This is a genomic window from Chitinophaga tropicalis, from assembly GCF_009758205.1.
Classification (GTDB): domain Bacteria; phylum Bacteroidota; class Bacteroidia; order Chitinophagales; family Chitinophagaceae; genus Chitinophaga; species Chitinophaga tropicalis.
Map to the genome: position 1 here is coordinate 90,532 of NZ_WRXN01000004.1, position 23,954 is coordinate 114,485.

Genomic DNA, 23,954 nt, shown 5'->3' on the forward strand with positions numbered 1-23,954 from the left:
TTTAAAATTGCTGAATATTATTTGGCAGAAAGGAGAGATATGGGCGTCCCGGTGTCCCATCGGGCAAAGCCTTCCAAATAACCGGAGCTATTCCAATACAGGAGTGAAGCACCCTTTAAATAGAAAGGGTGCTTCAGCAGCTCAATAATTGTCAATGTCACACTTGTAAAAATGAGACTGCGAATGTCTCCGCTTAAGCGTTGTAGTTTTGTTTTCATATCGTGGTCGTTTTGGTTTACAGTGGAATTGGAAAGGAGTTAACGAGTTACCGCCATAACATACAGTCAGCGGTCTTTACAGTCAAAAATATAGGCGTCCGAAAAAAGGGGATGCTCTGAATCTCTAAATAAGTAGTATGAATGTCATTTTTGCGTTATTGTCCAATAATCATCATGGTATCATTATATCGTTTGCAGATGTGGCGTACAGTCCGATCAAAGCGCCGGTAAAGCCCCCAGCCACATCGGTAGACAGTATATCGCCGGAGACGGTACCTCCTACGCTTTTAAACTGTTGTCCGTCTGTGGAATAGCTAAAAGTATATGCGTCTCCCCTGGCTGTCACTCTTAGCTGTATAGTATCTCCCAATGTTAATTTTTCGCTGCCTGCCAGTGTAGATTTACCATTATCGGTCCTCTCCAGTAGAATATAGTGATCATTTCCTTTTTTAGATATGCCAAAAACGTAATTGAATGTTTCTTTCTGGTAGCAGACGATGCCCGCGAGGTCTTTTTCGGACTGAGGCGTATACCTGATCGTCACCGTTGCCTGGAAGCTGGCATGCTGCTGCCTGTAAAACAAAGTGGACGTAGGTGCAGCCGCTTTGATAGTAACCGGATAGGGATTGATCCTGAGCCCTTGCTGAGAAGTGCTGATGAAGTTTTCACGGAATTCCCGTACACCGATCCATCTGAAATCTGGCCGGGCAGCAGTGAAGTTGTCAGTGAAAGAGAAATTGCCGTTAGGCAGAAAGCCATTTTGACCGGTCTGGTTCTTTACGCCGGCCGGCATTTTAATTTTTGCCTTTATCGGCACAAGCCCATTCTCAAATACGGGGAATTCGCCGCTCCAGTCGACCGGCAACATAAATGTTTCCCGGCCGGTGTTCACCCTGTTTTTGTCGTTGGGGCGAACGGCCAGGAAAACGCCATAATATTTACCGCCAGGTCCTTCAACGAGATCGGCATGTCCAGCCCAATCCACTTTATTGGCTCTGTCTTTAGGGAAATGGCGTTGTGTAAGGATAGGATTATTGCCTGCAGGGGTAAAAGGTCCTTTGGGATGATCGCTGACAAAGACAACCTCGCTGTGCCAGCCGCCGGTGCCTCCTTCAGCGCACATGAGGTAATAACGCCCGTTTTTCTTGTAAAGGTGCGGACCTTCTATCCAGATAGGTTTCTGTGTTATATCCACGCCGCCGTCTACGATGATCTTGTCTGTACCTTCTATCACCTGGTCTCTGGCCAGGTCATATTCCCATATTTTTATTACCCTGTGACCATTATAGAGCGTTTTTCCTGCCGGGGGAGCATCATTGTGCACCAGGTAGGCCTTACCATTATCATCAAAAAAAAGTGCGGGGTCTATGCCATCAAATTTTAATTTGATGGGGTCACTCCAGCCTTTTGAAGGGTCCTGTGTTTTTACCACCATATTGCCGATACCTCCGGCTATCTGTGTGGTGATCATATAAAAAGTGTTGTTATAGGGGTTATATTTAATATCCGGGGCATAGATGCCTGCGGAGATACCGGCTTTTTCTACCTTCAGTTGTGAAGGCCTGTCCAGTACGTGCCCGATCTGTTTCCAGTTTACAAGATCTTTTGAATGAAAGATGGGTACTCCCGGTACCATTGAAAAGGAGGAATTGACCAGGTAATAATCATTTCCCTTCCGGGTAATGCTGGGGTCAGGGTAGCATCCTTGTAATACGGGGCTGTAAAACTCCCCTTCCTGCAAAGGATTGTCAGTGTAAATGTGATCGTTCCCCTCATAGGTAAACCGGGTGAATAAAGGTTGGGCCTTCTTTTGCGAAAAAGCAGCAATGCCTGATAATATACTTATCATCAGCGGAAGCATTCCTGCGATAGTCTTAACTGTAACTTTCTTCATTATTATATGCTTGTTTTATCTTCCTCGTAACAGTTACCGGAACAGGGCGTGGTAAAAGCTTTCAGGCGCCGGTACATAGCAGGTGATACTTTAAATTGCCTGAGAAAGGATTTTCCAAAACTGCTCTGAGAGGTAAAACCGACTATGCGTGCCACTTCGAAGGCCCGGTACCTACCGTCTGCCAGCAACTCTGCTGCTTTTTTCAACCTGATTTCGTTGATCAGCTCATGGGGTGTTAATCCGGTTATTTCTTTCAGCTTGCGGTATAAGGTTGGGCGGCTCATATACATTAGCCTGGCCAACTGATCAACATCGATCCCGGGATGTTGGAGGATGGCAGCCTGACATTCGTGAAGTCTTTGAATACTCATGGCAAAATCGCTTATAGGAAATATTTTGGTTGCTTCAGGATTTCATCCTGTTTCATATTATCAAAGTAACATCCGGGAGCAGTGATACTATGCTCCATTTGTAGAAATTCCTGTCATAAATGTCATTCTGCTGGTTGTGTTCCTGGGGCAATGGCTAAAATGTCTCAATTTTCAACGAAGAGGATGGAATAAAGCAATGATTGTCTATCTTTTTGTTATTTGGTATTCAATTAACTATCAGATTATCATGAATAAAGCATTGCAGTTTGCGTTTTGTATGGCTATCATATTGCTGGTGTGCAGTTGTGTTACGAGGCGAACAGCGACAACGCCGGTTGCGTCACTTAAATCGACTTTCAAAAATGATTTTCTCATTGGCACAGCGCTCAGTATACAACAGATCTCAGGGAACGAAATGGCAATTGCGAAATGGGTACCCGGGCAGTTCAATGCCATTACGCCGGAGAACCTGATGAAAGCCGCTCTGATCCATCCTGAATGGAACAGGTACAATTTTGAGGCTGCAGACCGGTTTGTTGCTTACGGTACCCGGTACAATATGAAAGTAAACGGCCATACACTTATCTGGCATAGCCAGTTGCCCTTCTTTATCAGAAGGGTCAAAAATGCGGATTCACTCCGCCATTTTTTTACAGAACATATTGATACAGTGGTGAGCAGGTACCGGGGGAAAGTATATTCCTGGGATGTGGTCAATGAAGCGCTGGAAGAAGATGGTAGTTTGCGCAGGTCCATCTTCCTTGAGCTACTTGGGGAAAATTACATTATTGAAGCCTTCAGACTGGCGCAACAGGCAGATCCTGGTGCAGAGCTGTATTATAATGATTATAATATAGAACAACCACAGAAAAGAGCCGGTGCTGTTGCCCTCATTAAAAAGATACAGGCAGCAGGCGTTCGTATTGACGGTGTGGGTATACAGGGCCATTGGCATGCCAATGATGTACCGCTTGAGAAGATAGAACAAAGCATCCTTGCCTATGCTGCGCTTGGGATCAAGGTGATGTTCACCGAACTGGACCTCACCGTGCTGCCCAATCCCTGGGATTCCAACACTGCCGATGTAAGCGCATCTGTAAACGGGAAGCGGGCAGGTATGGACCCATATCCCAATGGTTTGCCTGACTCTGTACAGGCCACTTTAAGCCGGGGATATGCAAACCTGTTCCGTTTGTTCCTGAAGCACCGGGATAAAATAAGCCGTATTACTTTCTGGGGTGTAAATGATGCCTATTCATGGTTAAATAACTGGCCCATCCGTGGCAGGACAAACTATCCGTTACTTTTTGACAGGCAAAATCAGCCTAAACCAGCTTTTTTTGCCGTTATCGGCGCCAAATCAAAAAAGGCCAATATCAATACTGCGTACTAAAAGGCTGATTTTCTTTTTAAAGCAGCATATTCAGAGGGGGACATGTTGAACCTGGCCTTGAAAACACGTGCGAAGTAATTAGGCGCGAAAAAGCCTACTGAATAACCGATTTCGGCGATGCGCAGATCGCTTTTTTCCAATAAGACGGCGGCCTTGTTCAGCCGGACGGAACGAATGTATTCAACAGGAGTTTCCCCGGTTATATCTACGACTTTATTGTAAAGTGTTGCCCTGCTCATGCAAAGATGTTTAGCCAGTTGTTCTACCGACAGTTTTTCATCATCAATATTTTCCTCAATGTAAGTGGTCATTTTCAACAACAGTTTTTCATTTTCATTTTCTACTGTTACAGGCTGTGTGTTCACCTCCAACCGCCTGCTATAAGCTTCTTTAAAACTTTGGTTGAGTGATACGAGATTCTGAATTTTCACTTTAAGTATGTCTGTGCTGAAGGGTTTGGTCAGATAGTCGCTCGCGCCTGTCTGCAATCCTTTTAACTCATAGGCGTCGCCTGTCAGCGCAGTTAAGAGGATGATCGGTATATGGGCAGTCCGTTTATCCGCTCTGATCTTTTTGCTAAGGGTAATACCATCCATATAGGGCATACTGATATCACTGACAATCACATGGGGATGTGCAGAAAGTGCTTTTTGCCATCCTTCTCTTCCGTCTGCCGCTTCAATTATCCTGTAAAAGGGCCGGAGGGTGTTACGCAGGTAAGCACGAAAGTCTTCATTGTCTTCAATGAGCAATACGGTCAGGTATTCTCCTTCCTGCGGCTCATGTACCGGTCTTCCCGGCTCTTCTTCCGGAATCAGCAGATCATCCACAACCTGTTCTGCCGCTGGTTGCTCCAGCTCTTCAAGCGGCAACCTGATAATAAATTCGCTGCCCTTTCCGTAAAGGCTGTTGACGTGAATAGAACCTCCATGCAACCTGACAAATTCCCTGGTAATGGATAACCCTATACCGTTGCCCTGGTTCATGACACCCGGATGGGTCTCTCCCTGAAAGAAACGGTCAAAAATGCGCCGCTGATCTTCTTCTGACATTCCGATGCCGTTATCTTCAATACTGATAATAATTCCCGGATCGCGTTCTTCTCTCCGTATATGCATGGTTACTGTCCCATCGCGGCCGGTGAATTTAAAGGCATTACTCAGCAGATTAAAAAGTACACGTTCGATCTTATCTTTATCGAAAAGGGTATAATAACTTTCAAACGAACTGCTGAAGCTAAAGCTGATGTGCCTGCGGTCTGCCAGGTCCCTGAAAGATTCTACTACTTCCTGTACAAAAAGTACAATATCTCCAGGTGTGGCGTTTAACCGGAGCTCCTGTTCCTCCAGTTTACGGAAGTCTAATAACTGGTTAACGAGATTGAGTAGTCTTCGGGTATTACGTTTGACCATAGACAGCTGTCCTTTTTTCTCCTGGTCTGTTTCACTATCAAGCAATGTCTGTACCGGGCCGGCAATCAGGGAAACCGGAGTACGGAATTCATGGCTCAGGTTGGTCAGGAACCTGATCTTCACTTCATCGAAGGCACGTTGGCGCTCTGCCTCTTTTCTTTCTTCTTCGATCATTTGCCTGATATGCTGACGTTCCTGTTCAGCTGCAAATTTTCGCTGCAGCCGCCGGATACCCCGGTAACGCAGCCCCCATAGCATAAAGGCGGCTAACAGGAAATAAAATGCATAGGCATATCCTGTTCTCCAAAATGGTGGTTTAATATAAACGGCTATGGTGGCAGCTTCGGTGGTCCATTCGCCGTTTGGATCGCTGGCTTTCACCAGAAGTGTGTATCTGCCGGGGTCGAGGTTTGTAAATACAGCTGTTTTGTTGGCACCAATATAGTTCCAGCTGGTATTGAATCCTTCCAGTTTATAAAGATACTGGCATTCGCCGGAGCTGGTAAAATCAAGGGTGGTAAAATCGATGGAGAAATTCTGTTTATAACCAAGCCTGATTTGCCGGGCTACGGCTATATCAGCGTCAATAATTCCCTGTTTGCCGGGTATTACAGTATTATTATCCACCTTCAGACCTGTAAAAACCACAGCCGGTGTGTTACGATTGAAATGAAGCGCTTCCGGTAAGAAATAATTGAAGCCTTCCAGTCCGCCGAAAAACATTTCCCCGTCGCTTGTCAATAAACCGGCCCCCAGTGTAAAGGCGCTTCGCTGTAACCCGTTTCCGGAGGTAAAATTTTTAACCCGGGATTGCGAAGGGTCCAGGCGGCTGATCCCTTTGTTGGTACTGAACCACAATTTGCCTGTACTGTCTTCCAGTATTTTCCAGATCACTTCATTGGCCAGGCCATCGCTGGCTGAATAGATCTTAAAGCTATCGTTCTTAAAATCCAGGCGGCATAGGCCTCTACCGGCGGTGCCACCCCACAGGCTGCCGTCTTTGCCTGCCAACAGACACTGTATTTCATCGATAGGCAGGCCTTTGGCCTGGTAACGTCCATACAGGCGATAAGTATTGGTTACAGGATCATACATATCCACACCACGGCCGGGCGCTGCTATCCAGATCTTTCCTTCCCTGTCTTCTTCAATAGCGCGGATAAATCCTATTTCAGGCACCTTATCACCATTCACATCAGACAGATGATCTTCCAGTTTGCGGAATATACCTTTAGCGGGAATAAACACCTGTACTCCTTTCCCGTTAGTACCTATCCAGATCTTACCGTACCTGTCTTTACGGATACAAAAGATTTCATTGCTGGCAAGTGCGGAAAAGCCGTCATCCTTAGAATAATGTTTCACCGCGCCGGAGCTCATGTTAAGTACATAAATACCCTGCAGATAGGTACCCATCCACAGCTCATCCCCTACCCGTTCCGTAGCAAGGATGGTAAGTGGTTGCTGTCCTATAGCTACCCTGTCAAATAACCCTGTCTGCCGGTTGTAAAGGTTCAACCCTCCCCCATCTGTACCTACATAGACATTCCCGTTGCGGCTCTCTGCAAAGGCGGTAACTTTAGGCGCACTAAGCCCATAGGGATCAAACGGATTGCTCTCTTCCAGGTTGAAAGCAGTGAGGTTCCTGTCATATTTATTAACACCACTCTGAAAGGTGCCTAGCCAGTAAATGCCATGCTCATCGATATACAGGCTTCTTATCGAGTTTCCTTTCAGGCTGTATTTGTCCCGTGCATTGGCAATAACGTGCAGGACCTCACCATTTGCGGGGTCCAGGATATTTAACCCTTTTTCAGTACCTAACCAGAGTTTTCCACTTTGATCGTAAGCAATTCCGTAAATGCGGTTGCTGCTCAGGCAATTGTTCCTGCCGGGTGTATACTGATAATTGTGAAAGCCGCTGCCCCCATACGGTAGTTTATTCAATCCGCCATCGGGCGTACCTACCCAGATATTTCCTGCGTGGTCTTCACTGATGATCTTTACTGACAGATCGGTAATCATGGAATCAGGTTGCTGTCCAGAGAACAATATAAAATCGTCAGTAGCAGGGCGATAGAGATGTAAGCCTGCATTAGTGCCTATCCACAGTCTATGCTGGCTGTCTTCCAGCATACTGATAATCATGCTGGAAGATAAATGGTTCTTCCCCCCATGTTCTGCTGAATAATATTTTGAAGCTCCTGTTGCAGGGTGATATCTGAAGAGACCGGAGTAGCCGCCAATCCACAGGTTTCCGTGGTGATCGCCGCAGAGTGATCTTACGGAAGCTCCACGGGTTACATCGGGATTACGGAAAGCGTCCCGCTTCCTGTCATACAGGGAAAGGCCTTTGTGGGTACCTATCCACAGGTTGCCTTGCGGGTCTTCATACAACGCCATGATATTATTGGAGCGGATGCTGAAAGAGTCTGCGTCATTGTGGCTGTAAACGATGAACCGCGATCCGTCAAAGCGGCTAAGTCCGTCGTCTGTACCGAACCACATATAGCCTAACCTGTCTTTCAATATTACATTTACTGTGTTTGAAGAGAGGCCGTCTTTGCTGCTGAAGTTAATAAAGTGGTATCTGCTTTCCTGGGCCTGGGTTAAGTAGGGCCAAAAAGCTATTATGAAAAGGAATATCTGGCGGCAAACAGTCATTCATTAAACGTGTTTCTTTACCGGTATAGGTAACCGGAATATCTGTTAGTAAGGTAGTGTTCTGCTAAACTACGAAAAGTCGCTTTCTCTTCATGGGTTAGAATTTCTTTTTGATGCAGAAAGTGAGAGGATTGCTCAGAAAATGGGTTTTACCTTCGGCTAAAAGGCAAAGCCGGTTTTCTGAGAGAGGACCTTTTGGCTGTGCGCAGAAGCTTTTTTTAGCGTGTTCAACATTTGTGCTATTCATTTTTACAAATCGAGCAGTGTTGGCTATACGGTCCTTCTACATTTGGGATCACCATACATTTATCCAAAATACGCATCATAATAATGAGATATTTCAGTAAAGCGATCATTTCAGCATTTACCCTGCTGACAGCCATTCACAGCCAGGCGCAGCTTGCCCGGAACCCTATCATTTTTGCGGATGTACCTGATATGTCAATGATCCGTGCAGGCAATACCTACTATATGAGCAGCACTACTATGCATATGAGCCCCGGTGTCCCGATCATGAAATCCAAAGACCTTGTCAACTGGGAGACCGTATCCTATGCTTATAACACTCTTGACGATGTTGATGAACTGAACCTGGCACGGGGAAAGAGTAGCTATGGACGAGGGTCCTGGGCCAGCAGCCTGCGTCACCATAACGGTATATATTATGTAAGCACCTTCTCCGGTACTACCGGCAAGACATATATCTATTCTACAAAAGATATTGAAAAAGGACCGTGGAAAAAGATCAGTTTTAAACCTTCCCTGCATGATCATTCGCTCTTCTTTGACGAAGATGGTAAAACTTATATGCTTTATGGTAATGGGAAGCTCATGATAGCTGAGCTGGCAAATGATCTTTCAGGTATTAAGCCTGGCAGCACTCCGCAGGTGCTGATAGAAAATGCCAGCGCACCCGCCGGCCCCAATATAGGTTTACCGGCGGAAGGCTCGCAGTTGTTCAAGGTTAACGGCAAATACTACCTGTTTAATATCTGCTGGCCTAAAGGAGGTATGCGTACTGTAATAATACACCGTGCAGATAAAATAACAGGCCCCTGGGAAGGACGGGTAGCGCTACAGGATCTAGGTGTGGCACAAGGCGGGCTTATCAGCACCCCGGAAGGCAACTGGTACGCCTATCTATTCCGCGACTATGGTGCGGTTGGCCGTATCCCTTATTGGGTACCTGTTAGCTGGGAAGCTGGCTGGCCGGTATTGGGAGTGGATGGCAAGGTACCTGAACAAATGAACCTGCCTGTAAGTAAAGGTTTGGACCCGGGCATTGTAAGCTCTGACGAGTTTAAGGGAACAGTTCTTCCGCTGGCCTGGCAATGGAATCACAACCCGGACAACCGCTACTGGTCCCTGAACAAGCGCCGTGGCTACTTACGCCTTACCACCGCGCGGGTAGATACTTCTATATTATTGGCACGCAATACACTTACTCAACGCACTTTTGGGCCGAAGTCATCCGCTGCAACAGCTATAGATGTATCGGGGATGAAAAATGGCGATTGTGCCGGCCTGCTTCTGCTCCAAAAAAGATTTGGCTGGGTAGGTGTAAAAATGGAAGCGGGAACAAAGTACCTGGTGATGGTCAGCGGAGAAACGGGCATACCTGTTGAGCTGCAACGATTGCCGCTGACAAAAGACATTGTATATCTCCGGGCCGATTGCAATTTCGAATACATGGCAGACAGCGCCAGCTTCTATTACAGCGAAGATGGGAAAAGCTGGAAAAATATAGGCAAAGCGCTGAAAATGGCTTATACCATTCCCCATTTTATGGGCTACCGTTTTGGATTATTTAATTATGCAACGCAATTAACAGGCGGCTATGTAGATTTTGACTATTTCCATATAGGTAAGGAACCCCGGTGATCACTTCCCGGTATCCCCTACCTTGAAAAGCAACTGGGAGAACAGGTAAAGATCATTCTTCCATACTTTAAAATCATGGACTCCGGGCTCTATATGATAAATATGGGGAACGCTTTTTTCGTTGAGATAATCGTGTGTACGTTTGCTGAATGTAATGAGATTATCCTTATCGCCGCAGGAGATCCATAACAGCTTTAGCTGACGTTTTGCAGCTTCCGGATCCGGCACCAGCAACTCTGGTTTCTTTGTATTGGGAGCACTTGAGAAGCCTCCTATCCATGCAAACTGATTGAGATTGCCAAGCCCGAAGTTCAGCGACTGACCGCCTCCCATTGACAGGCCTGCAATGGCGCGATGTTCCCTATCTGCCAATACCGGGAATTCTTTCTCAATGAAGGGAATAAGATCATTCAGCAGGTCCTGTTCAAAGGTGGCAAATGCTTCTACTTTATCCGGCGCCATGATATTCCCTGTGGCGCGGTCGTCCTTCATAGCACGGCCATTGGGTAATACTACGATCATTGGGACCAGTTTACCTTCCGCATAAAGGTTATCCAGGATCACCTGTGGTTTTCCATGGGTGTACCATTCTTTCTCATCTCCACCAATGCCATGCAAGAGGTATAACACCGGGTATTTATTCCCTGTTGTGTATCCGGGCGGAGTATAAATGAGCGCCTTCCGGGTAGTACCTACGGTCCGGGAAGTATAACTGATAGTATCTATGTTGCCATGCGTGATATCGCTACGTTCTGTATCAAAACCGGGAGGCGCTTCTTTGGATGTTGACTGGGAAATAGCAGGGAAACTAAACCCGATGAGGGTAACCAGTAAGATAAGTCTGTTCATAGTGGTAAATAAATAATGATCAATGTAATTATTACAGGGTTAAAGGTATCCAGGAGGTGCCGTGAGATAGGATCCATTTGTCAAAATCCCGGATACTTTTGTCTGATTGCTTATGTTTAATATAAGCATTCTGTGAGTTTGACAATAATAAAGTTATCCCTGCTTTGACATTTGTACAAGTCTTTTAAAGGAATATGACATTCTTCCCGCTTTTAATGGTGAAAATTTGCTCCCTGATAATATTCATTATTAACTCAAATTAACTGAAACCCATCACTATGAAACCTCTCCGATTAAAAGCACAACTTCTTTTTGCCACAATGATTGTTGCTTTATCGTTAGTCTCCGGGCTTGCTGCTGTTGCCCAGTCCGGGACGCCTTTACGCAGGCCTATTTCCCCTCAGCAACCTATGTGGCTCATTCACATCGATTCATGGAACCAGGCAGATCCTCAAAAGATCATAAATATGGTACCGGCGGATATCCGGCCTTATGTGGTGTTTAATATTTCCATTTCCATTAATCATGACCGTCTTACCAGCAAGTGGCTCCAGGCAGAATATGGTTATGAAGTTGCCAAATCCTGGCTGAGAGTATGCGCTGAAAATCGTGTATGGGCTATGATACAGCAGTCCAGCGGTGGATTTCAGCATTTTTCAGAAACCGATCTGACGGTATATGAAGAGTTTTACCGGGACTATCCTAACTTCATCGGGTTCAACTACGCAGAACAATTCTGGGGATATGACGGCAGTCTGCAAAATCCATCTTCCAGCAGCTGGGACCCTATTTCACCTCCGTGGGCCAGCCGGATCGCTCTTTTTGCCAAACTGCTGCAACTGAGTAACCGTTATGGCGGATACCTGGTAGTCAGCTGGTGTCCAAACCAGTGGAACCCCAATATTAACCCGATAGGAATGCTGAAAAGAAATCCTGACTTTGCTTCCGCCTGCAGGAATTATACCGAAAACTATATTCTGTGTGAAAAGTATACACAGCAAACATATCAGCATGACATGGAAAGTACCTGCCTGGGAGCGTATCTTTCCGGCTATGCAGGGCAATACGGTATCCGCTATGATGAAACAGGATGGACAGATTCTACCGGAGTGAATGCCAACTTTACCTTAGCCACAGGTCTTGCCCCTCACCTGGAGCATGTTATGCTGACCGGGGAAACGGTGATTGACGGCCCGGAAACGATCCCCGTAAATTCCTCAAGGGAAATCAGTACAGCGACAACAGCTGACGGATTTACTACAAGACGCTGGGAATTTTATCCGCAGTTTCACAACGTCAGCATAGATCTCTTCCGTAAAATATTGGATGGGACTGTTCGTATCCCTACCAGGAGAGAGGTGATTGACCGGACCAAAGTTGTCATTGTCAGTGATGTTAACAGTGGTACTAACCAGGACAGGTACAGTACTCCTCAGACCTTATTTGAAGGGCTCTACCGAATGGATGGCGACGGCAACTATGAGCTCAATAAGAGCTTCTTCAAAAAAACCGGCCGCTATCCGTCAATTCCAATTGTTTATCAACTGGATGATATGGATGCTAACTCTTTCCAGCTGAAGGTAAATAAATCATCCTATGCCAGCCGCTGGCCAGGCGTCACGTCCAAAGTAAATGAATTCAACAGTTTATTTCCTTCTGAATATACCGGGACAATGTATGCGGGGCGACATGAGAATGGCTGGGTGACCTACAATCCGTTTAAGACGAACCGGACGGCAAGCGCCTCGATCCCCTTTAAGTATAATACCTGTAGTTTCATGGAATTAACCTATTCACAATATTCTGCCGGAATTATAAAAGAGTACCAGAACCGGTTGAATGTTTACCTGAACAACTATGATAACCGCCTCAACACAGGTTTGAAAACGGATATAATCAGGATCTATGGCGCGTCAGCGCAGCCCACCTGGTCTTATACGGACAGAGGCAGTCACCAGGCCAGTTCTTTATCAGCCAACTGGTCAGACGGCGTGTTTACTTTAACCGTACAGCACAACGGAGCGCTGGACATTGCTATTAACTGTTCCGGCAATGCAACGGGCAGGCTGACCAGCTATACTCCGGCTGTATTAACATCCCCCGCTCCTCCGGTAGTTTACCAGGGACCATTGCAACATGAAGCGGAATGTTTTGATTATAAAAGTATCAATGGCAATACACCTAACGGTGTGAGCGGCAGTGTCCGGAATTATACAGGCCAGGGATACCTGCGATTCGGCACCAATGCGGCAGCCAGTATCCGGGATACGGTCTATGTTCAGAATGCAGGCACTTACCAGTTACAGACCAGGTATTCAGTAACCGGTGGAAACGTAAATACAATCAGACTGTATGTAAATGGCAGCAATGTGGTTACACCTGTCTTTAACAGAACAGACAGTAACAGTGCATGGGCTGTAAACTCTCAAAATATTACACTGAATGCGGGTTATAATGTCATTGAGTTCCGGGCAGGCGCTACGGCTTCTAATTCCGTCTATTTTGACAATATAGTACTACTCCCTGTTAACAGTGCCCCTGCCGATTCCAGCCTAAGCGCTGTTATTGATACCACCACTCTGCATGCAAACAAAAAAGCGATCCTTTCCGACAGTAAAACTGTAGTTCTGTCTCCAAATCCCGCGCAGGATAAAATTACAGTAAAGCTGGGTAATTCCTGGAAACAGGGCGATCAGCTTACCATATATGATGCAATGAGTCACCCTGTTATCAGTAAACGTGTTTCCGGTAATACAGAGAATATAAGCCTGACGGCCTTACCCGCCGGCGTTTACTTTATACGTGTAGTCAACAAAATGGGGGAACAGGTAACATTGAGGTTTATCAGACAATAAATTTCTTAATGAAGCGGTTAAGTTCTTCAAATACGTTAAATAGGACCCGCCAAGGCGGGTCCCTATTTAACGATTGCATTCTCCTGATTCAAATCAAAAATCCTTTCCATCTTTACCCATTTCTCACCTTGTGATGCCCAGGGCAATGGTTGCTGGAATTTCCACATGAGAGCCTCCCATTGCTGCACCACGGGATTGGCTGCATCCATCTGCTCTTTTTTTCCCGGATCGAAGTCATCATCAGCTTCCACGATCATGAACAACCGGTTACCTGTCCGGAAAATTTCCATTCGCGTTATACCTGCCCCTATGATGCTTTCATTCACCTGCGGCCAGCTATTTTCACTACGATGCCATCGCTCATATTCTTCTATTAATTCATTGTCATCTTTGAGATCTGCTGCAAAACATAATTTCTGCATAAACACTGCCTTTAGGTTATAAAACAGGAAGATGCGGAGCATCTATTTATAAATAAGGATAATCGGGTTTAAGAAGCGCTATTTCTTTCATTTCCCTCCAGAAGGCCGGCGGTATCTCTTCGTGCACCATTTCGACGTTGCTTTTTGTACGTTGTGGCGAGGTGCTGTTGAGTGCTATACTGGTTATACCTGGAATATGTTTTGCGAAATAAACACAAGCTGCTGCTGGTTTAATATTGAACGCGCTGCATAAGGAATAAAATTTGTCACGCCAGTCAAAAAGTGCGCTGTCCGCCTGGTTGTTTCTCGATACGGGCCGGTAATTGAAGAAATTACTTCCGGTCAGGAAGCCTCCATGAAAGACGGCAGAATTGATCACTGCAACACCATTTGCTGCGAGATCGTTTACAAACGACAACAGTTTACCGGGATGCTGGTAAATAGTAAGGCTGTTGGCAAACATCACCCAGTCAAGTGAAACATCTTTGCTGATACGTTCTATAACCCTCCAGTCTTTTGCCCCCACCCCGACCGATTGAACATGTCCCTGCCGCTTCAGGTCATGCAGCGCCCTATAAGCCTGCAGGATATCCGAGTAGCGCTGCTGACCATCCTGTTCATCTGCAGATGCGGCAAGGTATTCGTCAGGATCATGGACGGAAACCATTTGCGCTGCATAATCTCCCAGTAATTTATTGCCCTGCTCAAAGCATTCCATAATGCCATTGTAACTGATCCGCTGTATGGCGTCATATTTCAGGTCTTTCCAGATACCGGGCTCAAATGTCGGCTCTGCGCCAGTGAGTTCTGTCCGGAACCAGCCCAGTTTGTTGCTGATCGTTACCTGCTGCGGACCGACGCCCAGTTCATGCAGGCATTCTGCCAGGGACTCCAGCGCAAGACCTGCGCCATACTTGCCTGCGCTGTCAAATACGGCATGGTTACCTGCAGTTGTAATGTATGCATTGACGATTTGCTTTTTTTGTTCAAAGGGCAATGCTTCGTAAAGATTACCCAGGCTGCTGGTACCGGCAATTACCTTTGGCAGTTTTATCATAGATCCGTTCGTTTTATTGATCCGTTCTAAAGTTGTGTATCAGTTTGGTCTTTCTGAGCGTACAAAATAAGATAACAGGAATTCTTACAATCGTAGAAACAAAACTAAAAGACTGAGAGCAGAAAAAAATATATAAATTCGACCGTGTCTTATACAAATCCGACATTCCGTTATGTCAAGAAGAATGGTGAAACATTCCTTTATCCTGTTAAATGTAGATTATGTGGAACTGGGGGACAAATGGAACTATAAAAATGTGCTGAGTCCTTATTACAGGATGTATTACATAGATAAGGGCGAAGGCTCTATATCCGATCAAACTGCAACGTGGGTGCTTGAGCCCGGGTATCTGTACCTGGTACCAAGCTTTACTTTGTGCAATCTTAAATGCACTGGTTTTATAGGCCAGTACTTTGTTCATTTTTTCGAGGATGCGCTTGATGGGCTCTCTCTTTTTCACAACAGCCAGACAGTATATAAAATCAAAGCGACCGAGATGGACATCGCCAATTTTAAAAGGCTGCTGGAAATTAACCCTTTCAGGAAAATTAACCGGTCGGACAATCCACAGGTATATGAGAAGGGTATTTATTACCGCGAATATGAAGAGCTTAACAACAAGCAGAGTTATGAATTATTCATGGAGACCCAGGGTATCCTTTTACAGCTTATTTCCAAATTTATAAGTACTGACCAGTTACGGCAGAAAGATACTACAGCAATACCTTCCAGGATAGTTGACCTGCTGGGATTTATCCAGCTAAATCTCTCCAATACAGTAACAGTTAAAATGCTGGCAGGAATGGTCAACCTTCATCCGGACCATCTTTCCAGGCTTTTCCTGAAGCTGACAGGAGAAAGGCCATTATCTTATATACACAGAAAAAGAATTGAAAGGGCACAGTACCTGATGATCACCACAGATATGTCACTTTCCCAGATTGCAGCAGCAACAGGGTTTGACAATGTGGCTCATTTTTCCAGGGTTTTCAAAAAAATAACAAGCCTCACTCCTGCCAGGTATCGGGAACAAGATCATTCGAATAATATGTTGTAGTGCATCTGTTTTACATAAGCATCGCTGGATGCTACCTATAGGCATACTACTACTATCCATACAGTAACATACCAGTAAACGTGGAGTTGATGCGATGATAACTTTGAGCCATGCAGTAGCAGGAAAATGTATGGAGAAAGAAGGAGAAGGTATGTTATGGCAATGAAAAAGCCATCACAGTGTATGCCTGTAGTGGAAAGATTGTCAGTTATGTAATTCAGAGGGTGGGATTATTTACTAATATACAGCTATCAGGCAAGATGACTATTCCCGTTGAATGATGAGTGGAAGGCAATGAGCGTTGGTAGTGACAGATGTCCCGCCAGGTATGTGATGTTGCAGGTATGTGGGCTTATGAAAGACCTTCAGGGTTTGAGGCGGTTGTACTTCAACGATATCTGCCGCCAGGTATTTCCTGTTGCCGGAAAGGATGTTATCTTTCATACCTCTTATCTGCAGGGTTACTATCAATGTTCCTTTACCGGGTACATCTACAGGGAATGATGCTCCGTTGAAGGGTTCCCTGGTATCTATGATAAGCACATCGCTTTGTGTATCAATTACCTGGTGTGTGGTAAAATTGATACGGGTTGCGATCACTTTCACTTCCAGCATGTTGATGTCTCTGAACGCAGGCAAGGTTTGCGCGGGGATGTGCAGGATACCGTCTGCAGAAAGCCGGACCGGCCGGGCAAAGAACCTGTCTGTTCCTGCGTGTTGATTAAACCGGAAGCCTGTTATGCTCTTCGTATTATTTCCTGCTGAGGGAATGAGCGCTTTCGTCAACCGGTTGACGTGGGTACTATCGGAGCGTACATCCAGTTCGTTATAGAAAGCGTTGCGAATAAGCGCACCTTTTTTACTGGCTGTACCGAAGCGCAGGGCAGCCCGGCGGGTAGCCCTGGTTTGCCGGACAACTTCGGGCATGCTGCGCAAGTAGTATTTTCCGTGACGTCTGTAACCGATCAGGTTACCAAGTTTGCCGGTAAAGCGGATCGGGGAATTTTGGGTAGCCATTTGCTATATATTAGTAATACTTAAAAATAAGATTATTTGCTGAGGGTATTTTGCAGTAGGGTTAAAAACTATCTAAAAGCAGGAAGAAGAATGCGCCGGAACGCTTGTATTAGCATCAAGCAGGCAAGAATTATATTAATAATTTTCATTTTTGCATTTCACAATACTTCGGCTTGAAAGAGTTCTATCCATTAAGATGCTTGATGAGCATTTTCCTCCGCACAAAATGACATTGGAACAGTTTATTGAAGACTATAAAAGAAGGCGGGAGAATGGTGAAATTCAGTAAGGGCGGATAATAATAGTCTTCCCTCCGCCAGCATTGAGTACAAACGGAAGCCTATCTCCTTTCTTCACGGCCAATGTCCTCTGATGAATACCTCCCTGCTCATTGTCTTCATATACTGTAGCAATATAAGTTTTGCCTTTATTGAGGTCAAGGTATGCTGCCAATCTTCCAGGCCAGCTGCAAGCCCCACATACCATGTATTATCCTTTCTGCGCGCTACTGCAATGTTTTGCCTTATCTCACCGGCTGTATAATGAGATTCGTCCCATACCATAGGTACATACTTAAAAAATTCGATCTCATCCTTATTGGTGTAATCAAGCGGCTGGCCATACCAGAAGATAGCCTGAAGCGGACTAAAGTATATCACTGTCAATGCCAGTTGCTGAGCCTTGCTCACCTTGATATTCTTACTGAAACTAACTTGCGGGTTGGGATAACAGAAGGTGAAATCCGCCGGACCCGCCAGGAAGCGTGTAAAAGGCAGTACAGTATTATGAATAGCTTGAATTACTTTAAAGTCGTTAATTATAAGAAAAGTTCCTCTTTGCAGTTGTTATCTTGTATGCACAAGGACAGGATATCTCCAGCCGGTTGATACTATTATACCTTTCCGGCCGGACACTCCTGTAACATCGATGTTATATACAGACTATTTAATGATCTGCGGCTTTTATTAAATACTGACCTCCCTTTCTTGTGGCAAACGTGAGCGTATAAATACCTCCGTTTTTCAAGAGTTGTCCCTTTGTACCCTGCACCTGCAAGGGCTGGGCAGATCTAAGTGTACAGACATTCCCACTTAACGATCTCATCCTGCCAGTAGTCAACCGGCCATCTCTCCAATGCATATCCAGCACAAACCCTCCCCTGGCACACAGGCCGGTTACATCACCGCTTTTCCATGCGGCAGGCAACGCAGGCAGGAGATTTACAAATCCTTCATGGCTCTGCACCAACATTTCGGCCATACCGGCAGTGCCGGCAAAATTGCCGTCGATCTGGAAGGGAGGATGCGCATCAAAAAAATTAGGATAGGTACCACCACCGTTATGCATTTCCGTCTCGCTTGTATTGGTATACTGTAATAGCTGACGGATCAGGTGATAAGCATGATCTCCATCCTGTAAACGAGCCCACCAGTTGATCTTCCAACCGCGGCTCCAGCCGGTTCCTCCATCACCCCGTATTTCAAGTGTTTTCCTGGCTGCATCAAAAAATGCAGGTGCATTGCTGACAGTGATCTGTCTGCCAGGATGCAAGCCGAACAAATGCGACACATGACGGTGCCGGGGATCTGTTTCATCAAATTCTTTGCTCCACTCCAGCAACTGCCCCTTACTGCCTACCTGCATAGGAAACAATTGCTTCTTTTTAGCCAACACCGAATCACGAAATGCCTTATCTGAACCAAGTACCTGTGCAGCATCTGCCACATTGGTGAATAAGTCCCATATGATAGCCATATCCATGGTGGTAGCCACGGAGACAGCCTGAGCCTTGCCACTACTATCTCTAAACTTATTCTCGGGCGATACGGAAGGTGCGGTTACCAGGTGGCCATGCCCGTCTTCCACTAACCAGTCAAACATGAAACGTGCAGCTGATTTCATCAACGGATATGCAGTATCGGCCAGGAATTTTTTATTTCCGGTAAAGGCATAATGCTCCCACAAATGCTGACTAAGCCAGGCGCCGCCCATAGGCCAGTTGGCCCATACAGGATCACCTCCTCCATAGTCGCCCACCGGGTTAGCAAGTGCCCATATATCGGAGTTATGATTAGCTGTCCAGCCCCTTGCATTAAAAAATTCCGTTGCTACACGCGTACCTGTTATTGACAGTCCTTTCAAAAAGTTGAGCAAAGGCAGGTGCATTTCGGAAAGATTGGTGGTTTCTGCCGGCCAGTAATTCATCTGTGTATTGATATTGATCGTATAGTTGGAACTCCAGGGAGCCCTGAGTTCTTTGTTCCAAATACCTTGTAGATTTGCAGGCGGCCCGCCAGGACGGCTGGAAGAAATCAGCAGATAACGGCCAAACTGGAAATAGAGTGTTTCCAGGAACGGGTCATAAGCTCCCTTAGAATATGCTTTCAACCGGCTGTCAGCAGGTAATTTTTCCTGGGGGTTTTGATTTCCGAGACTATCTGCAATATGGAATGTCACCCTGTTGAAATAGCGTTGATAGTCGGCAATATGCTGGCTGAGTAATTGAGTGTAGCCGGCCTTCATAGCGTTATCCAGATATGTTTTCGCCAATGCCTTCTCGTCCCGGCCCTCACTATCGGGACATTTATCGAAACCATTGAAACTGGTAGCTGCTGTCAGTAAAATCAGCGCCTCGTTAGCCCCGGTCACCGTAATTCCGGTGCTGTCAGTCACTACCTTACCTCCCTGGTTTACTATCTTCATGCGTACCTGAAACCGCATACCATTACAGCCCGTCGTGTCTTCATAGATCACATGCTGCCTGTCTCCAGGATTGTAATAACTGGGATCTACATGCGCAGGCGCTTTGCCATTTAACAACAGTTCACCGGTTCTTCCAGTGGTAACAGAAAAGCGTAACTGGCTTCTGGCGCCGGCCCTGAAATTCAGCGTGCCTGCTTTGCCTGCTGTAAGCCTGACCACTAGTACATTATTCGGGGCGGAAGTAAATACTTCACGGCTATAGGTTATATCGCCCACATTGAAGCGGGTAATGGCTACCGCTTTAGAGATATCAAGTTCCCGGTGGTAGTGTGAAGCCTTACCGTTGCTGTAAGATTGTCTGATGATCAGGTCTGCCAGCGGCATATAGGACTGCGTATAGGGTCCTTGTATTTTCCGGGTGAGCGAATCTGCCTTATTATAGTTGCCTTCTTCCAGCAAAGCCTTTCGGATAGCAGGAAGATAGCCGGCAACGCCCGGGTTGAGAACCTTATTCACAGGACCACCACTGTATAGTGTACTTTCATTCAATTGCAGTAATTCTTCTTCCACTCCGCCAAATACCATTGCACCGATTTTTCCATTTCCTACCGGCAGGGCCTCCACCCACTGAGCAGCAGGTTTATCATACCAGAGTTTAAGGGCCGGCTGCTGCGCAAATGCTTTGCTACTTAATAACCCCGCAACCAGGATCAGCCGGGCTTTCAGCCTACCATAATTTTCAAATAACATCATTCTATTCTTTTTATAAATAATAATTTTCCAATGCTGCCTCAAACGGCATACTATTCCAATACCTTACCCATTACCTCTACTTTCAGGCGACATAAAAAAAGGAATACTAAATGAATGCGGAATACCAACGGTTTCCCATTGTGTATCATTGAAACCTACTTCATGCGCACCTTTAACGTCACCCAGTTTAAACTTCCAACTACGGTTGATATTAAGTGTAACCCGGCTTACATTACCAGCTAAGATCAAACGTTCCTCTTTAAATGACTGTGCAATGCCTGTTAATGAGGTAACACAACCAAAACAAAACAATATTTTTCCCTGTCAACATGTTGTTCATTTACCGATCTGAATGAATGTTATTATGAAAAATCAGTCAATTTAAGTGTTACTTCTCCTGAAGGTTTTACATGTATTTCCTTTACTTTATCTCTGTACCTTACAGGAATGTTTCCACCTGTTGCAGATCTGATAACAGTTTTCAGCAGCACTCCTTTCTTCCAGTATATGTCGACCTCAAATCCTCCTCTTGCTTTAAGACCTTTGACATAACCGGCAGCATATTTTGAAGGCAATGCCGGTAAAATGGAGATTTCTCCTCCCTGGCTTTGCAATAACATGGCAGCTATAGCTGCAGTAATACCCAAATTGCCGTCAATCTGCCAGAAACCAGTAAAATTGCAGGTTAGATTGGGGAACAGAGCAAGGTCGAAATGTCTGTCTATGATCATCTGAACACTATCGGCCTCCTCTAATCCTGCCCAGAAGCTGGCGGCAAAAGCACCTGTCCAGCTGCCGCTGTTGGCGCCGTAACCCGGTCGGCGGGCTTCCACTGTTTTACGAAATGCCCTGGCAAGTTCCGGTGTCTTCCTTACATGTATTAAATCGCCGGCCACTAACCCCCAGCCTTGAGCTACCTGATCATTATGAGGGTTCTCAGGGTACCAATCGTCATTCCATTCCTGTAACTGTCCGGTAACAGGACTTATCTTCATAGGGGCTAAGCGATTGTAAACATGTAAGACCCCGGCTTTAAAAGCCTGATCTTTGCCAAGTATATCCACAGCCTCCATAGTATGCTGGAACAGAGAACGAATAATCTGCATGTCCTGCGATGCACCCATACATGCCCAGCCTTTTTCACCATTAGGTTTCTTATAATTATTCTCAAAAGAAACTGCAGGATTAGTGACAAGGTTTCCGTTATTGTCCTCCTGTAAATTATCAAGGTAGAAGCGGGTTGCCTCCTCAAGAACAGGATAATACTCATTCAAAAAAGCCTTATCCTGCGTGAACAGGTAATGCTCCCAGATATGCTGGCACAGCCATGCTCCACCTACCTGGTATATAGCCCATAGGCCATTTCCACCCACAGGCCAGGTGGTTCTCCAGATATCGATATTATGATGTGCCACCCAACCACGGGCATTATATAAGTTCTTTGCAGTTTTGCTGCCGTCTACTGTTGCTTCACGTATTAAATCCATTAACGGCAGATGGCATTCGGACAGATTAGCCACTTCTACCGGCCAGTAATTGATCTGGGCATTACAGTTCAATGTCCAATTGGCGCTCCAGGCCGGCTGCAATAAATCATTCCATATTCCCTGCAGATTAGCAGGTTGGGAACCCGGACGGGAAGATGAGATTAACAGATAACGTCCAAACTGGAAATACAGCGCCGTTAAAGCAGGATCCGATCCGTTCCTATAGTTCCTGATCCTCTGATCAACAGGCAATGCTGCATCAGAATTGATACCCAGATCAATAGTTACCCTGCCAAATAACTGTGTATAGTCATCTACATGTCTCTTGTACAGCTCCCGGAAGTTTTTGCCATTCAGTCCGGACAGATAAGCCTCACATAACTTCCTTTCGTCTTTCCCTTCCTTAAAGGGATCTTTATCAAAGCCGTTGTAGCTGGTTGCCGCTACGAAAATGAAGGTAACGGCCGACGCATTTCTCAGCTCCAGCTTATCTCCTCCGGTCATTATTTCGCCATCTGTTTCTTTGATCATCAATCTACCCTCGAAACGCATGCCATGCCCTTCTTCATAAACAGGAGCGTGAACACCCTGATAATTTGGCTCAACATGTTTGGGAGCCTGACCACTGATGATTAACTGATCCTTTTGGGCAATAACATTGTTTTTAATTTTGCTTTTTAGTTCGGCTATTATATTGACCGACTTCTTTTTATCTGCTGAAATCCGAATAACAATGGTCTGATCCGGGTAAGAGGAAAAAATTTCTCTCTTATAATTTACGCCTGCCTGCCGGTAAGAGATAGTAACAATTCCTCTGGACAGATCCAATTCCCGCCTGTAATCTGTTGCCGTGCTATCTCCCATTGTAAGCAGGATGTCAACCAGCGGCATATAACTTTGATTCCATGGTCCCAGCATATGCTTATTGATCAATTGTCCGGCTTCGGCATTTTTCCCCTCGCGTATCAGCTTTCTTATTTCATCAAGGTATCGGTAGGTGCCAGGCTTTTGCAGATCACGGGGTTCGCCGGACCAGAAAGTATCATCATTCGTCTCTATTTTTTCCTGTCCAATGCCTCCGGAAACCATTCCTCCCAGCCGGCCATTACCGATGGGAATTGCCTCTGTCCACCGGGAAGCAGGGCTATTAAAGTAATAAGACAAAGAGGATGCAGCTTTCGTCTGTCCCCGGGCAAAATCCGGCCTAAGGAAGATAAGTGCACAAAAAGCAACAAGAACATGTTTCTTCATAAATGGTTGGTTAAATATTCTGTCTTGTCAAAAACATTCATTTTACTGTTTGTCTGACCAGACATTTATTGTGATTCTATTGAGACCTTTACAGATTTAATTAACCAAAGCCTTAACTGCAATTCTTTTCTTCAGTTTACTACTGATTAACATTTTCATTCTCCTGAATATTTCAATTCAGACATACCTCTATTAGCGTGCAATGACCAGTTTTCCCGCCGGCAGATCATTCACCTGTAAAAAACAGATACCGGCCACAAGTTGTTTGTTTATTTGAAGTTTTACCACTCTGTTAATGTTAACAGCCCTGGTCTGATAAACGTTCACGCCAGCAGCATTAATAATCCGTACTGATACAATCTTACCTGTCAGTGAATAGGGCATGTGTAAGGTAAGATTACCATTCCTCCATGGATTAGGGCTGATTTGCAGTTCATCATATACAACGTCTGCCTTGGTTTCCTGCAGGGCATGAGCGCTTTCCCGCATCAATAACCCGTCTGCTGGCGGTTCTTCTCCGAAGATCAGATGCCCTTTATAGTATACTGTAATATTCTCATTTTCCTGCATACCGGAGCAGGACGGGAAGGAATGAACATTAACCTGATTAAAGGCGGACCAGTCTGACCTGGTAATCCGGTACTGGATATTGAGCTGAAAGGTTGATCAC

At 45.6% G+C, this 23,954-nt stretch carries 16 protein-coding genes; 4 read left to right on the forward strand and 12 right to left on the reverse strand.

Going from position 1 to position 23,954, the window contains the following annotated elements; translation table 11 throughout:
• Positions 1–17: 17 nt before the first annotated feature.
• The 3 genes from GO493_RS31065 to GO493_RS10925 all read right to left on the reverse strand — a co-directional run bounded on the left by GO493_RS31065 (position 18) and on the right by GO493_RS10925 (position 2,483).
• The gene (locus GO493_RS31065) at positions 18–218 is read right to left on the reverse strand and encodes a hypothetical protein (RefSeq protein ID WP_157306199.1); all 201 of its coding nucleotides are present in this window, start codon (positions 216–218) and stop codon (positions 18–20) included.
• 172 nt (positions 219–390) lie between these two features.
• Complete coding sequence (locus GO493_RS10920; protein WP_157306200.1) at positions 391–2,112, reverse strand: glycoside hydrolase family 43 protein; 1,722 nt, start codon at positions 2,110–2,112, stop codon at positions 391–393.
• A gap of 2 nt (positions 2,113–2,114) precedes the next feature.
• Positions 2,115–2,483, reverse strand: a complete 369-nt coding sequence (locus GO493_RS10925; RefSeq protein WP_157306201.1) for a helix-turn-helix domain-containing protein — start codon at positions 2,481–2,483, stop codon at positions 2,115–2,117.
• A gap of 247 nt (positions 2,484–2,730) precedes the next feature.
• On the opposite strand from GO493_RS10925, the gene GO493_RS10930 reads away from it, so the two are divergent.
• On the forward strand, positions 2,731–3,876 hold the full coding sequence (locus tag GO493_RS10930; protein WP_232538813.1) for an endo-1,4-beta-xylanase: 1,146 nt from the start codon (positions 2,731–2,733) through the stop codon (positions 3,874–3,876).
• Here the strand turns inward: GO493_RS10930 and GO493_RS10935 are convergent.
• Positions 3,873–7,952 (reverse strand): hybrid sensor histidine kinase/response regulator transcription factor, encoded by a 4,080-nt coding sequence (locus GO493_RS10935; protein ID WP_157306202.1) that lies wholly within the window; start codon positions 7,950–7,952, stop codon positions 3,873–3,875. The two genes, GO493_RS10930 and GO493_RS10935, sit on opposite strands and share 4 nt — an antisense overlap.
• Before the next feature lie 330 nt (positions 7,953–8,282).
• Here GO493_RS10935 and GO493_RS10940 point away from each other — a divergent pair, with 330 nt between their 5' ends.
• Entirely contained in the window at positions 8,283–9,833 is a 1,551-nt protein-coding gene (locus GO493_RS10940; RefSeq protein WP_157306203.1) for a glycoside hydrolase family 43 protein, read from the forward strand.
• Here GO493_RS10940 and GO493_RS10945 read toward each other — a convergent pair whose 3' ends face one another.
• Positions 9,834–10,682 carry an alpha/beta hydrolase gene (locus GO493_RS10945; RefSeq protein ID WP_232538814.1) on the reverse strand — a complete coding sequence of 283 codons (849 nt, stop codon included), beginning with the start codon at positions 10,680–10,682 and terminating at the stop codon, positions 9,834–9,836.
• 278 nt (positions 10,683–10,960) lie between these two features.
• Between GO493_RS10945 and GO493_RS10950 the strand changes: the two genes are divergently transcribed.
• A complete protein-coding gene (locus tag GO493_RS10950) occupies positions 10,961–13,537 on the forward strand; it encodes a glycoside hydrolase family 98 domain-containing protein (RefSeq protein ID WP_157306204.1) in 2,577 nt (858 codons plus the stop codon).
• Positions 13,538–13,599: 62 nt separating this feature from the next.
• On the opposite strand, the gene GO493_RS10955 is transcribed toward GO493_RS10950, so the two are convergent.
• Together GO493_RS10955 and GO493_RS10960 are read right to left on the reverse strand one after the other, a co-directional pair.
• Positions 13,600–13,959, reverse strand: a complete 360-nt coding sequence (locus GO493_RS10955) for an L-rhamnose mutarotase (RefSeq protein ID WP_157306205.1) — start codon at positions 13,957–13,959, stop codon at positions 13,600–13,602.
• 46 nt (positions 13,960–14,005) lie between these two features.
• Positions 14,006–15,016 (reverse strand): aldo/keto reductase, encoded by a 1,011-nt coding sequence (locus tag GO493_RS10960; RefSeq protein WP_157306206.1) that lies wholly within the window; start codon positions 15,014–15,016, stop codon positions 14,006–14,008.
• Between the two features lie 172 nt (positions 15,017–15,188).
• On the opposite strand from GO493_RS10960, the gene GO493_RS10965 reads away from it, so the two are divergent.
• Complete coding sequence (locus GO493_RS10965; protein WP_157306207.1) at positions 15,189–16,073, forward strand: helix-turn-helix domain-containing protein; 885 nt, start codon at positions 15,189–15,191, stop codon at positions 16,071–16,073.
• Between the two features lie 264 nt (positions 16,074–16,337).
• Here GO493_RS10965 and GO493_RS10970 read toward each other — a convergent pair whose 3' ends face one another.
• The 5 genes from GO493_RS10970 to GO493_RS10990 form a co-directional block, all read right to left on the reverse strand.
• Positions 16,338–17,090 (reverse strand): hypothetical protein, encoded by a 753-nt coding sequence (locus GO493_RS10970; RefSeq protein ID WP_157306208.1) that lies wholly within the window; start codon positions 17,088–17,090, stop codon positions 16,338–16,340.
• 353 nt (positions 17,091–17,443) lie between these two features.
• The gene (locus tag GO493_RS10975; protein WP_262885961.1) at positions 17,444–17,932 is read right to left on the reverse strand and encodes a glycoside hydrolase family 97 C-terminal domain-containing protein; all 489 of its coding nucleotides are present in this window, start codon (positions 17,930–17,932) and stop codon (positions 17,444–17,446) included.
• A 103-nt stretch (positions 17,933–18,035) separates the two neighbouring features.
• Positions 18,036–20,546, reverse strand: a complete 2,511-nt coding sequence (locus GO493_RS10980; RefSeq protein WP_232538815.1) for a glycoside hydrolase family 95 protein — start codon at positions 20,544–20,546, stop codon at positions 18,036–18,038.
• 362 nt (positions 20,547–20,908) lie between these two features.
• Positions 20,909–23,284, reverse strand: a complete 2,376-nt coding sequence (locus tag GO493_RS10985; RefSeq protein WP_157306210.1) for a glycoside hydrolase family 95 protein — start codon at positions 23,282–23,284, stop codon at positions 20,909–20,911.
• A gap of 192 nt (positions 23,285–23,476) precedes the next feature.
• The gene (locus GO493_RS10990) at positions 23,477–23,854 is read right to left on the reverse strand and encodes a hypothetical protein (RefSeq protein WP_157306211.1); all 378 of its coding nucleotides are present in this window, start codon (positions 23,852–23,854) and stop codon (positions 23,477–23,479) included.
• Between the last annotated feature and the right edge of the window lie 100 nt (positions 23,855–23,954).

What these genes read in the sequence shown, in the direction of transcription:
- GO493_RS10970 (WP_157306208.1), bottom strand. Translation starts at nt 17,090, where the DNA reads ATGGCTACCCAAAATTCCCCGATCCGCTTTACCGGCAAACTTGGTAAC.
- GO493_RS10980 (WP_232538815.1), bottom strand. Translation starts at nt 20,546, where the DNA reads ATGATGTTATTTGAAAATTATGGTAGGCTGAAAGCCCGGCTGATCCTG.
- GO493_RS10920 (WP_157306200.1), bottom strand. Translation starts at nt 2,112, where the DNA reads ATGAAGAAAGTTACAGTTAAGACTATCGCAGGAATGCTTCCGCTGATG.
- GO493_RS10985 (WP_157306210.1), bottom strand. Translation starts at nt 23,284, where the DNA reads ATGAAGAAACATGTTCTTGTTGCTTTTTGTGCACTTATCTTCCTTAGG.
- GO493_RS10930 (WP_232538813.1), top strand. Translation starts at nt 2,731, where the DNA reads ATGAATAAAGCATTGCAGTTTGCGTTTTGTATGGCTATCATATTGCTG.
- GO493_RS10935 (WP_157306202.1), bottom strand. Translation starts at nt 7,952, where the DNA reads ATGACTGTTTGCCGCCAGATATTCCTTTTCATAATAGCTTTTTGGCCC.
- GO493_RS10950 (WP_157306204.1), top strand. Translation starts at nt 10,961, where the DNA reads ATGAAACCTCTCCGATTAAAAGCACAACTTCTTTTTGCCACAATGATT.
- GO493_RS10990 (WP_157306211.1), bottom strand. Translation starts at nt 23,854, where the DNA reads ATGCAGGAAAATGAGAATATTACAGTATACTATAAAGGGCATCTGATC.
- GO493_RS10955 (WP_157306205.1), bottom strand. Translation starts at nt 13,959, where the DNA reads ATGCAGAAATTATGTTTTGCAGCAGATCTCAAAGATGACAATGAATTA.
- GO493_RS10925 (WP_157306201.1), bottom strand. Translation starts at nt 2,483, where the DNA reads ATGAGTATTCAAAGACTTCACGAATGTCAGGCTGCCATCCTCCAACAT.
- GO493_RS10965 (WP_157306207.1), top strand. Translation starts at nt 15,189, where the DNA reads ATGTCAAGAAGAATGGTGAAACATTCCTTTATCCTGTTAAATGTAGAT.
- GO493_RS10945 (WP_232538814.1), bottom strand. Translation starts at nt 10,682, where the DNA reads ATGAACAGACTTATCTTACTGGTTACCCTCATCGGGTTTAGTTTCCCT.
- GO493_RS31065 (WP_157306199.1), bottom strand. Translation starts at nt 218, where the DNA reads ATGAAAACAAAACTACAACGCTTAAGCGGAGACATTCGCAGTCTCATT.
- GO493_RS10960 (WP_157306206.1), bottom strand. Translation starts at nt 15,016, where the DNA reads ATGATAAAACTGCCAAAGGTAATTGCCGGTACCAGCAGCCTGGGTAAT.
- GO493_RS10940 (WP_157306203.1), top strand. Translation starts at nt 8,283, where the DNA reads ATGAGATATTTCAGTAAAGCGATCATTTCAGCATTTACCCTGCTGACA.